Annotated in this window: 10 protein-coding genes; 8 read left to right on the top strand and 2 right to left on the bottom strand. The window is 71.6% G+C overall.

The window, feature by feature from the left end:
• Positions 1 to 73: 73 nt before the first annotated feature.
• Positions 74 to 388, bottom strand: a complete 315-nt coding sequence (locus ACN265_RS32595) for a hypothetical protein (RefSeq protein ID WP_420119337.1) — start codon at positions 386 to 388, stop codon at positions 74 to 76.
• 607 nt (positions 389 to 995) lie between these two features.
• Between ACN265_RS32595 and ACN265_RS32600 the strand changes: the two genes are divergently transcribed.
• The 6 genes from ACN265_RS32600 to trpS all read left to right on the top strand — a co-directional run bounded on the left by ACN265_RS32600 (position 996) and on the right by trpS (position 8,124).
• Positions 996 to 2,864: a RiPP maturation radical SAM C-methyltransferase gene (locus ACN265_RS32600; protein ID WP_421411246.1), complete on the top strand. Its 1,869-nt coding sequence runs from the start codon at positions 996 to 998 to the stop codon at positions 2,862 to 2,864.
• Positions 2,861 to 4,222, top strand: coding sequence for a DUF5825 family protein (locus ACN265_RS32605; protein WP_421411248.1), 1,362 nt, complete (start codon positions 2,861 to 2,863; stop codon positions 4,220 to 4,222). The genes ACN265_RS32600 and ACN265_RS32605 overlap by 4 nt, the downstream gene beginning before the upstream one ends.
• A 59-nt stretch (positions 4,223 to 4,281) precedes the next feature.
• The gene (locus ACN265_RS32610) at positions 4,282 to 4,629 is read left to right on the top strand and encodes a MoaD/ThiS family protein (protein WP_357924432.1); all 348 of its coding nucleotides are present in this window, start codon (positions 4,282 to 4,284) and stop codon (positions 4,627 to 4,629) included.
• Positions 4,626 to 5,840, top strand: a complete 1,215-nt coding sequence (locus ACN265_RS32615; RefSeq protein ID WP_420119341.1) for a cytochrome P450 family protein — start codon at positions 4,626 to 4,628, stop codon at positions 5,838 to 5,840. The genes ACN265_RS32610 and ACN265_RS32615 overlap by 4 nt, the downstream gene beginning before the upstream one ends.
• Positions 5,837 to 6,850: a 2-dehydropantoate 2-reductase gene (locus tag ACN265_RS32620; protein ID WP_420119342.1), complete on the top strand. Its 1,014-nt coding sequence runs from the start codon at positions 5,837 to 5,839 to the stop codon at positions 6,848 to 6,850. Before ACN265_RS32615 ends, ACN265_RS32620 begins: the two co-directional genes overlap by 4 nt.
• A 257-nt stretch (positions 6,851 to 7,107) precedes the next feature.
• Positions 7,108 to 8,124 (top strand): tryptophan--tRNA ligase, encoded by a 1,017-nt coding sequence (gene trpS / locus ACN265_RS32625; protein WP_420119345.1) that lies wholly within the window; start codon positions 7,108 to 7,110, stop codon positions 8,122 to 8,124.
• A gap of 96 nt (positions 8,125 to 8,220) precedes the next feature.
• Here the strand turns inward: trpS and ACN265_RS32630 are convergent, their stop codons facing one another.
• The gene (locus ACN265_RS32630) at positions 8,221 to 9,072 is read right to left on the bottom strand and encodes an SAM-dependent methyltransferase (RefSeq protein WP_420119343.1); all 852 of its coding nucleotides are present in this window, start codon (positions 9,070 to 9,072) and stop codon (positions 8,221 to 8,223) included.
• A gap of 538 nt (positions 9,073 to 9,610) precedes the next feature.
• Here ACN265_RS32630 and ACN265_RS32635 point away from each other — a divergent pair.
• Both ACN265_RS32635 and ACN265_RS32640 read left to right on the top strand, forming a co-directional pair.
• Complete coding sequence (locus ACN265_RS32635) at positions 9,611 to 10,675, top strand: SMP-30/gluconolactonase/LRE family protein (protein WP_204925334.1); 1,065 nt, start codon at positions 9,611 to 9,613, stop codon at positions 10,673 to 10,675.
• Between the two features lie 31 nt (positions 10,676 to 10,706).
• Positions 10,707 to 12,422, top strand: a complete 1,716-nt coding sequence (locus ACN265_RS32640; RefSeq protein WP_421411252.1) for a PQQ-dependent sugar dehydrogenase — start codon at positions 10,707 to 10,709, stop codon at positions 12,420 to 12,422.
• Positions 12,423 to 12,482: the final 60 nt, after the last annotated feature.

A 12,482-nucleotide genomic window follows, 5' to 3' on the forward strand; every position in this document is an offset into this window, starting at 1 on the left:
CCGGCCCGCGCCGGTCTGACGGTGGACCGGCGCGGGACCGCAGCCGGATCGGTTCCCGCGGCGGCCGGGCGGGTCAGGCGCAGCCGCGGTACTGCAACGCGGCGTCCTTCATGTACGCCCAGAGCGGCAGGCCGTTCCAGTAGTCGTAGGTCAGCGTCCAGCCGTTGCCGGTGTTGCCGGTCGGGCCGGTGACGACCTGCCCGTAACGGCGGGTGCCGTACAGCGTCGACTCGTTGGGCGCGGTGTACATGCCCGCGTAGTCCCAGACGACGGTGAAGCTGCTCGTCGTGCAGGCCGCCTGCGCCGCTCCGGCCGGTGCCAGGGCCGTCAGGGTCGTCGCCGCCACGGCGGCCGCGAGCGTACGCAGCAGATGTCGCCGAATGGCCATCGTGTCCTCCGCTGGATCGTCGGGGATGTATCTGTCTCTCGGAGGCTAGACCATCAGCCGTCGGCCGGGGGGCGATCACCGCCGCCCTCCCGCGCGGGCGGTCCGCCGCGCCGGTCCCGCCATTTCCGATCAATTATTCCGATGGCGGTTGACCATTCAACATCTGCCCTGGCAGAAATTGCCGCAGCGTGCTGCGTGCCCGCATTCGCCGTTATCGAGAATGTCGGAGGCGAGAATCCCACGAGTCCTTGCTGGATGACAACTTCACTTGACCGTCATCAATTCCAGCGTTAACGTGTGTTAAGGCTGGAGGTCGTACGGCGGGCCTGACATGATGGCAGTCCGGCAGTGCGACAGGCCCGGTGGCGAGCGTCGGCCGCCCCGCCCGGGACGGCGCAGAGAGCCGGGCGACAGCCACCGAAAATTGCTCTGAACGCCTCCCCGTGCCCCCTCGCGGCGCGGGCCGGCATGCTGCGGTAGAGCGCCGGCACATTGTCGGCGAACCACCGCGGAAAAGATCGGGCAGCGGTCCCCGAATTGCGGTGACGCGCGTCCCGCGAAAGCACCGCACATTATCGACCGCGACGGAAGAAGCTGGTGGAAAACCGTGAAGCTCCTGATGGTCGCCATGCCCTGGCAGGGTCTCGACACCCCGTCCAGCGCGCTGGGAATCCTGGGGCAGTGTGTCCGCAGGCACGCCGCCAACTGGGAGATCGACGAACTGTACGCCAACCTCCGGTGGGCCGAGCACCTGCTCGTCGAGAGCGGCGGCACCCTCACGCCGACCGACTACGGCAACGTGGCGGACCAGGTGTTCCACGGCGTCGGCGACTGGGTCTTCACCCCGGCGCTGTACGACGTCGACAGCTACCGGGTCCCCGAGTTCGCCGAGTTCCTCAGGCAGCGCGGCGTGGACCCGGACGCCCCCGTCGCGATGCAGCGGTACGCCCGCGGGTTCGTCCGACGGCTCGCCGAACAGATCGCCGCCGACCCTCCTGACCTGGTCGGCTTCACCAGCACCTTCATGCAGAACGTGCCCTCCCTGGCATTGGCGCGGGAGCTGAAGCGACTCGTGCCGGGCATCCGTACGGCGATGGGCGGCAGCAACTGCGACGGGCTCCAGGGCCCGGCGTTGCACCGCAACTTCCCCCAACTCGACTTCGTGCTCAGCGGCGAGGGCGAACGTTCGCTGCCCATGCTGCTCGACCGGGTCGCCTCGGGCGCCGATCTCGCGGACGTGCCGGGGCTGAGCTGGCGGCACGAGGGGCGGACGGTGGTGAATCCGCCGGCACGCGGCGCGCTGCCGTTCGCGATGGTGCCCGCGCCCAACTACGACAGCTACTTCCGGGCCCTGGCGGAGACGTCGTTCGCACCCCAGGTCCGGCCGATGGTGGTCCTGGAGACCTCGCGGGGCTGCTGGTGGGGCGAGGTCCACCAGTGCACCTTCTGCGGGCTGAACGGGTCGAACATCGACTTCCGCAGCAAGGCCCCCGACCGCATCGCCGGTGAGGTGGTGGAACTGGCGCAGCGGTACCGGGTCCTGGACCTGATCATGGTCGACAACATCCTCGACATGAAGTACCTGAACACGGCCATTCCGGCGATGGCCGCCCTCGACTGCGACCTGCGGGTGCACTACGAGATCAAGTCCAACATGACCCGGGACCAGTTGCGCGCCCTGAAACAGGCGAACGTCACCTACGTACAGCCCGGCATCGAGAGCCTCAGCAGCCACGTGCTGCGCCTGATGGACAAGGGCGTCAGCGCCGCGCACAACGTCCGGATGCTGCGCGACGGTCACGACCTCGGCCTCAACGTCACCTGGAACATCCTCTACGGCTTCCCCGGTGAGACCGAGGACGACTACCGGCGGCTGCTGGGCAAGTTCGCCACCCTGGAACACCTCCAACCGCCGACCGGGGCCTGGCGGATAGCGCTGGAACGCTTCAGCCCCTACTTCGAGGACCCGACCCAGGGGTTCATGTACCGCCGGCCGGCCGAGATATACGACTTCATCTACCAGGTCCCGCGCGACGAGCTGTACGACCTGGTCTATCTCTTCGACACCCGCGACCAGGGCATCGTCGGCCCGATCGAGGACGAGCTGAAGCAGGGCGTCGAACGCTGGGCGCAGGCGTACCGGGGCGGTGACCTGTCCTACCGGGTCGACGACCGGGGGCGGGTGACCATCGAGGACCGCCGGGCCAGCTGGCCCGAGGAGACGATCGAGCTGGACGACGTCCACAGCAACGTCTACCTCGGCATGTTCCAGGTCGCCGGCCGGGCGGGCATCGCCCGACGGCTCGCCGACAGCGGGCACCCCGTCACCGCTGACGGGCTCGACCGGATGCTCCGCTGGTTCGTCGACCGTGGCCTGGCCTTCGAGGACGAGGAACGGTACGTCGCCGTCGCACTCGACGTCGACCCGTACCGGCGGAAGCTGATCGACGGCAGGGAGGTGGTGGCGTCCCGATGAGCACGTCACTGACGATCGACGACCTGCGGGCCCCCGGCACACCCGTTCCGACGGGCGGCCGGCCGGCCACGCTCACCCTCGACCCGGCGGAGCTGCCCACCAGCGGGGAGTTCGTGGAGCTGCTGACCCGGGTCCCCGTCGGCGGGGTACGGCTGGCCGAACCCGTCGACCTGTCCACACTGCCCGACCGGACCGCCGCGCGGATCGTCGCGTTGCTGCGCGAGTGCTCCTCGATCGGCGTACCGGTCACCTGGTCGCTGGTCCTGGACGCGCAGCGGCGGCACCTCGTGCGGCACCTCGACCACCTGCCCGCCCCCATGCGGGCGACGGTGCGCGGCAGCGGGACCACGGCGGTCGACGGGTGGCGCTCCACCCGGACGTTCGGCCTGCTCCACTTCCGTCGGGGCCCGGGGTTCCTGGCCGTCGTCGACCAGCGTCACCGGCCCGTGCGCCGGCTGGTCCTGGACGACCCCACCCGGATCGACGTCTTCCTCCGGGCGTTGCCGGGCTGCCCGTGGGCCGAGCTGACCGCCGGGCCGGCCGAGGCCGACGCCGCCCGCCGGCTGGTGGACGACGGGCTGCTGCTGCGCCTCGGCGACCACTGCGTGACCCTGCCGGTGCACATGCGTTCGTGGCCGCTGGGCGCGGCCCTGCTGGGTGGCACCCTGGCCTCGGCCGGGAAGAAGCGCGACGACGCGACCGACGCGGACCCCGCCCCGGGCGGGCCGGGCGACCTGCCCCGGGCGGTCCGGTTCGCTCCCGCCGCCGCGCGCCGTTTCGTCGCCGACGCCGTACGGGAGTACCGGCGGTGTCTGGACAGCCGGGACGCCGACGGGGTGCCCCACCACCCGCCCCGCGCGTCGGCGCTGCTGTTCGGGCAGGTGGACGACGCCGCGATCACCGTCACCGACATCGAGTTCGTGCCGAACGTCCGGGGGCGGGACGAGAGCGTCATCGCCGAGTTCGAGGAGCGGATCGCCCCCCGCTTCGGCGAGGTCTACCGGGACACCGAACGCGGGTTCTGGTGCGCCGACGAGGGGGTGCTGCAGGCCATCAAACAGCACTCCGTGCACGGTCGGGAACTGCTCGGCTCGGTGCACTCCCACCCGAACTGGCACGAGATCGGTCCACCGCACGAACGTCGGCAACGGCTCAGCGAGCAGCCCACCGGCATGGACGAGTACCTGTTCCGCCAGTCCGGCTGGCCGGTGAACGTGATCTGGTACGTCCGGGCCAGCGGTGACCGGCTGATCCACCGGGTGGCGGGCTGGCGGCCCGGACCGCAGGGGTGCGAGCCGCTGGACGTACGCCTGCCGGCGGAGCTGCGTACCGAGATCGAGATCGAGTTCCCACCCTGACCACCGCGCCGCGACCGCGCCGGTGACGTCAGGAAACCTGTCCAGGAGGTAACCCAGTCATGTCCGAATCTGCCCACGGCACCGGCACACCGTCGCCGGCGCCCGTCGTGACCGTCAAGGTCCCGGCGGCCTTCCACGCGTTGACCGGCGGTCGGCGGCTGTTCTCCGTCGAGGGCGACAGCATCCGCGAGGTGCTCGTCCGGCTCGACCGCGCCGCCCCGGGGCTGCTCGACAAGATCGTGGACGGGGACCAGCGGGTCAAGCGCTACGTCAACGTCTACCTCAACGACGACGACATCAGGGGCCTGGACGGCCTGGAGACGAAGGTCGGCCGGGACGACCTGGTCTGGATCATCCCGGCGGTGGCCGGTGGCAGCGGCGAGCCGGGAGGTCGGGGGTCGCGATGACGGAGGTGCTGCCCACGACGTACTTCACCGATCCGGGGGACTCGCCCCACGCGGCGACGACGGAGCTGCGCTCCCGGTGCCCGGTGCACCGGATGGACGTCCCGCCCGGCGCCGAGGCGTACGCCGTCCTCGCGAACCGGGTCGTCGAGGAGGCGTTCGGCGATCCACGCCTGTCCAAGCAGATCGAGAACCTGCCCGCCCGGTACCGGGACAAGGCGGCGACCAACAGCCTGCTGGTCGTCGGCAACCTGGGCTTCGCCGACCCGCCGAAGCACACCCGGCTCAAGAAGCCGATCAGCCGCGCGTTCCTGCCCGCCGTGGTCGCCCGGCTCCGGCCACGCATCCAGGCCGTCGTGGACGACCTCATCGACGCGTTCCCCGACGGCGGCGAGATCGACCTGGTGACCGCGTTCGCACTGCCGTTGCCGCTCATCGTCATCTGCGAGTACCTGGGCATCCCGGTGCAGGACCGGCCGCTGTTCCAGCGGTGGAGCTACGTGCTCAGCCAGGACCCGTTGCAGCACGCGGAGAGCGAGCTGAAGGCGGCGAGCGACGAGTTCTCCGACTACTTCACCGCCCTGGTGGCGCAGCGGCGGGCGAACCTCGGCACCGACCTGCTGAGCGAACTCGTCCGGGCCCGGGACGAGGACGCGCTCACCGACCGGGAGCTGCTGTCGACGATCCTGCTGCTGATCATCGCCGGGCACAAGACGGTCGCGAACATGGTCGGCAACGGCACCCTGCTGCTGCTGCGGCACCCCGACCAGCTCGCGATGCTGCGCGCCGACCCCGACCTGATCCCCGGGGCGATCGAGGAGATCCTGCGCTACGAGGGGTCGGCGGGCTGGGCCTCGCTGCGGGTCGCCACCCGGGACATGTGCCTCGGCGGGGTGGACATCGCCCGGGGCAGCTTCGTGCACCTGTCGCTCTCCGCCGCCGGCCACGATCCCGAGGTGTACGACGACCCGGAACGGTTCGACGTCACCCGGTCGCCGAACCGGCACCTGTCCTTCGGCCACGGCACACACTTCTGCATCGGGGCCCCGCTGGCCCGGCTCCAGGGCGAGATCGCCTTCGCCACCCTGCTGCGCCGCCTGCCGGAACTCGCCCTCGCGGTGCCCTCCGAGAAGGTCGTCTGGGTGGCGGACAGCTCGCTGAGCCGGGGCCTGGAGGCGCTCCCCCTGCGGGTCGGCAGGCGGCTGCCCCGATGACGGCCCGGTCGCGGGTGGACGCCGGTGCGGGTCGTACCGACGCCGGGCCGGCGGGCGGGGACGGTCCGCCGGTGGGCGCGAGCATCGCCGTGGTCGGGGCCGGCGGCGTGGGCGGGTACCTCGGTGGCCGCCTCGCCGCCGCCGGGCACGACGTCCGGTTCCTCGCCCGGGGTACGACCCTCGCCGCGCTGCGTCGCACGGGGCTGCGGGTCACCGGCGACGCGGGGGACTGGGTGGCTCCGGCGCTGCGCGCGTCGGACGACCCGCACGACCTCGGTCCCGTCGACTACGTGCTGCTCTGCGTCAAGACCCCGCACCTGCCCCCGGCCCTGGACGCGCTGGACCCACTGGTCGGCCCGGACACCGCGGTGGTCACCGTGCAGAACGGGGTCGAGGCGCCGGAGCAGGTGGCGGCCCGGCTCGGCCGTGCCCGGGTGCTGCCCGGCCTGGCCCGGGTGGTCGCCACCCCCGTCGCGCCGGGCGAGGTGCGCTACCACGGTCCGCCTGGCGCGTTGGGCTTCGCGGAGTGGGACGGCGGCGCGTCCGACCGGGTGTTCCGCCTGCGCGGGCTGCTGCGCGGGGCGGGGGTGGACGTGCTGGAACCGGCCGACATCTGGGCCGCACTGTGGGCGAAGTTCCTGCTGGTGGTGCCGGTCGGCAGCCTCGGCGCGGCCACCGGCGGGGCGACGGTCGGCGAACTCCGTTCCCGCCCCGGCACCCGCCGGATGCTGGTCACGGGCATGCGCGAGATATACGAGACCGGAATTGCGCTCGGAATCGCGCTGCCGCCGGACGCGCCGGATACGGCGGTGGCGCTGATGGACCGGCAACCGGCGGACAGCACCACCTCGCTGCAAAGGGACATCCTCGCCGGGAGACTGTCGGAGTTCGATGCCTGGACGGGTGCCGTCGTCCGACTGGCCGGGCGGGCCGGACGGCCGGCGCCGCTGCACGGGATGCTGCACGAACTGCTCGCCACGCGCATATCCCGGACCGTCGGGCAGAAGTGAGGGCGGGCCGTCCGTCGGGTCCGGGCCAACGGCCGAGGTCAGTTCGGTGGCGTCCGCCCGGGGGAGCGTGACGCCGTTTCGGATCGGGGTCCCTTTGCCGTTCCCCGATGCGCTCGCCGTGCAATCATGGCGTCGAGACCGACCCTTCAGGAGATCCTGTGAATACCGCCGTACCCCAGACCGAAGACGCCGGTGCCGCTGCCTGCGCCGGGCCGGCCGATGCGCTCGGGACGTCCGCCGCGCAGGCCCGCAGCGCCGTGCTGGAGGAGCTGATCCGCACGGACCCGGGGCGGTTCCGGGTGCTCACCGGTGACCGCCCCACGGGCCGCCTGCACCTCGGTCACTTCTTCGGCACGCTGCACAACCGGGTCCGGCTCCAGGAACTCGGGGTGGAGTTGTTCGTGGTCATCGCGGACTACCAGGTCCTCACCGACCGCGACGTGGCGGACAATCTGCTCCAGCACGTCGAGGAACTGGTGCTGGACTACCTGGCCATCGGCGTGGACCCGGCCCGCAGCACGATCTTCACGCACGGGGCGGTGCCGGCACTCAACCAGTTGATGCTGCCGTTTCTCAGTCTCGTCTCGGTGTCGGAACTCAACCGCAATCCCACCGTCAAGGACGAGATCGCGCACTCGCGGCAGTCCGCCGTCAGCGGGTTGATGTTCACCTATCCCGTCCACCAGGCCGCCGACATCCTGTTCTGCAAGGCGAATCTGGTTCCGGTCGGCCAGGACCAACTTCCGCACCTCGAACTCACCCGGACGATCGCCCGTCGTTTCAACGACCGGTACGGCGCCGGTTCGGTGGTGTTCCCCCAGCCCGACGCGTTGTTGTCGAGCGCCCCGCTGCTGCTCGGCACGGACGGCACCAAGATGAGCAAGAGCCGGAACAACGCCATCACGCTCGCCGCCACCGTCGACGAGACCGCCCGGCTGGTCAAGGGGGCGAAGACGGACTCGGAGCGGCACATCAGCTACGACCCGGCCACCCGCCCGGAGGTGTCGTCGCTGCTGCTGCTGGCGGCCCTGTGCCAGGGGCGCAGCCCGGAGCAGGTGGCCGCCGACATCGGGTCGGCGGGGGCGGCGGCGCTCAAGAAGGTCGTCACCGAGTCGGTCAACGAGTACCTGGCCCCGATCCGCGCCCGTCGGGCCGAGTACGGGCAGGACCGGGCCCACCTGCGGGCCGTCCTGAGCGAGGGCAACGAGCGGGCGCGGGCGGTGGCCGACGCCACCCTGACCGAGGTACGGGCGGCGATGAACACCTGCTACTGACGCCGGCCGTGGCCGGTGGCGTGCCCGAGGGGGTGCCGCCGGCCGGGCCGGCCCCCGGGTGGGGGCCGGTCACGTCGTCGACGGCAGCGCCCGTGCTCAGGCCTTGCGGGCCACCCCACCGACGATCGTGTGGTAGGTGGCGGTCTGCCTGGTGTCCTCCTCGCCGTCCGGGTGCCACTCGGCCAGCGGGACCAGCCCGGGCGGGACCAGCTCCAGGTCGCCGAAGAAGCCGAGGATCTCGTCCCGGGTACGCCACCGGCCGGTGCCCAGCGTCTCGTTGAAGACCTTCTCCACCGCCCGCGCCTTCGCCGAGACCTCCGGCTGGGCCGCACCCGGGTCGTAGAAGTGCGAGATGGCCAGGTAGCTGCCGGAGGGGAGGGCGTCGATCAGCCGGCGGGCCACCCCGGCGGGGTCGTCGTCGTCGTGCAGGTGGTGCAGGATCGCCAGGAGCAGCAGCCCGACCGGCTGGTCGAAGTCGATCAGCTTGCGGTCGCGCATCTCCGCCAGCAGCTCGTCCGGCTGCCGCACGTCGGCCCCGACCACGGTGGTGGTCCGGGCGTCGGCGAGCAGGGCGCGTCCGTGGGCGAGGGCCATCGGGTCGTTGTCCACGTAGACCACCCGGGCGTCCGGGTCGACCTGGTGGGCGATCTCGTGCACGTTGCCCCGGGTGGGCAGGCCGGAGCCGAGGTCGAGGAACTGGCGGATGCCGGCTTCGGCGGCCAGGTAGCGGACCGACCGGCGCAGGAAGGCCCGGCAGGCCCGCCCGGCCTCCGGACCGTCCGGGGTCACCTGCATCGCCATCTGGGCGGCTTCCCGGTCGACCGCGAAGTTGTCCTTGCCGCCGAGGTAGTAGTCGTACACCCGGGCGATGCTGGGTCGGGTCGTGTCGACGCCCGGCGGCGCCGCCTTGTCGCTCGTCAACGCTTCGATCCCTCCGAACAGGGCCATGGTCGGTGAATACTGGCGGGGAGACCACGACACCCATGGCTGCCGAACCGGTGCCGGCCCACGACGTGGGTCGGATCTGCCCTGAGGGTAGATGAGCGCGCTCCCAACGTCGATTCCGCCTCTGTCGGTAACGCGGCAGGTGGGCACGAATCGGAACCGTCGTCGCGCCCCGTGGCCCGTTCGGGGTCCACAGTCGACCCGTCCACGATGGTCGCTGACGGATCGTCGTACCGGCGGCGGCGACAGGTCTTCCCGGAACGGCCGGACGGCCCCCGGGGGACTCCATCGACCGGTCCCGATCAGCATGTGGACTCCGTCGACGGTCGGTGTCCGGGGGCGGCGGGACAATCGAGCCACATTGACCAGCATCTTAGTGAGAAATCCGGATCCCGGCCGGGATCGGCGGATCGTCACCCATGCGGTGCGGTGGTTCCTAATTTATGCTCCCCATGATGCATCGATACCGGTAGATCGGTTCCGGTGCCACCACCCCGCGACCGCCGACGACGGCGGGTCCGTTCGCCGATCGGAGTTCCCGATGGTCCTGCAACCGGCCGCCACCGCGCTGGCCAGCCTTCTGCTCGCCCTGCCCGCCGCCGTCCCGGCGGGCCCCGGCACCGCGCCCGCGCCGTCCCTGCGGGCCGCCCTGTCGACCGGGCAGTCCGCCACCCTGGCCGGCCCACCCGGCGCACCGCCCGGTGTCTGCCCGGCCGGCACCGGCTACGGCCCGCCGCTGCCGTCGACCTCGGTCACGGCCACGAAGATCCGGGGCGGGTTCGCGTTCCTGGAGGGGCCCGTCTGGATCGCCGACCGGGGCTACCTGCTCTTCTCCGACATGGCCGCGCCGACCGGGTCGGAGAACGTCCAGCCGTCGACGATCCGGCGGTTCACCCCGCCGGCCACCTTCGACACGTTCCTCGGCAACGCCGGCAGCAACGGGCTCGCGCTCACCCCCGACGGGCAGCAGCTCGTCGCCGCCACGCACGACCAGCGCAGCGTCTCGACGTACCGGCTCGACAACCTGGCCCGGGGGGTCGTCGCCGGCAACTACCAGGGCCGGGCGTTCAACTCGCCCAACGACGTGGCGGTCCGCTCGGACGGTGTCGTCTACTTCACCGACCCCAACTTCCAGCGGGGCAACCGCCCCGACCAGATGAGCGGGCGGACCAGCGTCTTCCGCGTCTCCGGCGGCCAGGTGTCGCTGGTCGACGACGCGCTGCGCCAGCCCAACGGCATCGCGCTCTCCCCGGACGGCAGCACCCTCTACGTCGGCGCCTACGGCGAGAACAAGATCTACAAGTACGCCGTCCAGCCCGACGGCAGCACCGGCCCCCGCAGCGTGTTCGTCAACTACGTCGGCGGCCCGGACGGCGGCACGATCGACTGCGCCGGCAACGTCTACTGGACCTCCGGCGGCGACGGGCTGGTGCACGTCTACTCGCCCACGGGCAGCCAGCTCGGCACGATCCGCTCCGGCGTGAGCGGCACCACCAACGTGGCGTTCGGCGGGTCCGACCGGCGCACCCTCTTCGTCACCTCGGGCCGGACGAACGACTCCGGCCTGTACAGCGTGCGGCTCAACGTGCCCGGCTACCCGTACTGACCCACCCGGCTTCCAGGAAGGGACCTATCGCGTGCGATCCAGTCTTCGCCATCCCCGTCGCGTCGTCGGCCTCGCGCTGCTGACCAGCGCCTGCACCGTCCTGGCCGGCGCACCCGTCACCGCCGGCCCACCGGCCACGCCGGGCGGGACGACCCTCGTCCGGGCCGCCGCCGACACCCGGCCGCCCACCGCGCCGGGCTACCTGCGCAGCACCCGGCTGACCTGTCAGTCGGTCACGCTCGCCTGGTCGGCGTCCCGGGACGACGTCGGGGTCGCGTACTACGACATCTACCACGACGGCCAACTGGTCACCTCGGTCGCCGGCAACACGCTCACCGCCACCCTCACCGTGGCGCAGGGCGTCACCTGGGGGTGGTACGTCAACGCCCGGGACGCCGCCGGCAACGTGTCGCAGGCCAGTGCCACGCTCTCCGTGACGCCGCCGTTCTGCCAGTCGGACACCCAGCGGCCCACCACCCCGACCAACCTCGCCGCCACCGCCAACGGCACCGACGTGACCCTGACCTGGACGGCGTCCACCGACAACGTGGCGGTCACCCGGTACGACATCCTGCGCGGCGGGGTGACGGTCGGCTCGGTCACCGGCACGGCCGGCAACCCGCCGGCGACCTCGTTCACCGACACCGGGCTGGCCGCCGACACCGAGTACCGCTACACGGTCGTCGCCCGGGACGCGCAGGGCAACACCTCCACGGCGAGCAGCGCGGTGACCGTGCGTACCGGGTCGGCCTGCACCAGTGCGGTCTGCGGCACCACGGTGGTCACCACCGAGCGGGACCTGCCGTGGGGGCTGGTGCAACTGCCCGACGGCACGGTGCTCTACGGCCGGCGTGACCTGTTCGACGTCGTCGCGATGAACCCGGACGGCAGCAACAAGCGCAGCATCGGCACGGTGCCCAACGTGGCCGGCACCAACGGCGAGGGCGGGGTGCTCGGGCTGGCCGTGTCGTCGAGTTTCACCACCGACAGGTGGCTGTACATCTACCACACCACCACGACCGACAATCGGATCGTCCGCATCCGCTACGACGGGACGTTGCAGACCGGCACGGTACAGGTGCTGCTGACCGGTATCCCGCGCAACAAGTACCACAACGGCGGGCGGCTGCGGTTCGGCCCGGACGGGATGCTCTACGCCGCCACCGGCGACGGGCAGAGCCCGGACCGTGCCCAGGACGTCAACGACCTGGGCGGCAAGGTGCTGCGGATCCGCCCCGACGGCACCGTGCCGTCGGACAACCCGTTCGGCAACGCGGTCTGGAGCTACGGGCACCGCAACCCGCAGGGGCTGGCGTTCGACTCCCGGGGCCGGCTCTTCGAGCAGGAGTTCGGCAACAACGTCATGGACGAGACCAACATCATCGTCCGGGGCGGCAACTACGGGTGGCCGGCCTGCGAGGGGACCACGGGCAGCTGCGCCAACCCCAACTTCATCGCCCCGATCCGCACCTACCCGGTGGCCGAGGCGTCGTGCAGCGGCCTGGCCATCGTCCGGGACGTGCTCTACCTCGGCTGCCTGCGGGGCAACCGGATGTACCGGGCGGTGATCAGCGGGAACACCCTCACCGACGTGCAGCAGTACTTCGTCGGCACGTACAGCCGGCTGCGGACCGTCGAGCCGACCCTCGACGGGAACCTGTGGCTGACCACGAGCACCGGCGGTGACAAGGACAGCATCCCCAACAACAGCAACGAGCGGATCCTCAAGGTGACCCTGGGCAGGTAGCCGGGCCCGCTACGCGTACCGGCCGCCGCGACGGCATACCGTCCGGCCGCGACCGGCCCA

This window comes from Micromonospora sp. WMMD730, from assembly GCF_049178955.1.
GTDB lineage: Bacteria > Actinomycetota > Actinomycetes > Mycobacteriales > Micromonosporaceae > Micromonospora > Micromonospora wenchangensis.

Excerpts from the sequence above, each read along its gene's own strand:
- ACN265_RS32595 (WP_420119337.1), bottom strand. The coding sequence starts at position 388 with ATGGCCATTCGGCGACATCTGCTGCGTACGCTCGCGGCCGCCGTGGCG.
- ACN265_RS32605 (WP_421411248.1), top strand. The coding sequence starts at position 2,861 with ATGAGCACGTCACTGACGATCGACGACCTGCGGGCCCCCGGCACACCC.
- ACN265_RS32610 (WP_357924432.1), top strand. The coding sequence starts at position 4,282 with ATGTCCGAATCTGCCCACGGCACCGGCACACCGTCGCCGGCGCCCGTC.
- ACN265_RS32615 (WP_420119341.1), top strand. The coding sequence starts at position 4,626 with ATGACGGAGGTGCTGCCCACGACGTACTTCACCGATCCGGGGGACTCG.
- ACN265_RS32620 (WP_420119342.1), top strand. The coding sequence starts at position 5,837 with ATGACGGCCCGGTCGCGGGTGGACGCCGGTGCGGGTCGTACCGACGCC.
- ACN265_RS32630 (WP_420119343.1), bottom strand. The coding sequence starts at position 9,072 with ATGGCCCTGTTCGGAGGGATCGAAGCGTTGACGAGCGACAAGGCGGCG.
- ACN265_RS32635 (WP_204925334.1), top strand. The coding sequence starts at position 9,611 with ATGGTCCTGCAACCGGCCGCCACCGCGCTGGCCAGCCTTCTGCTCGCC.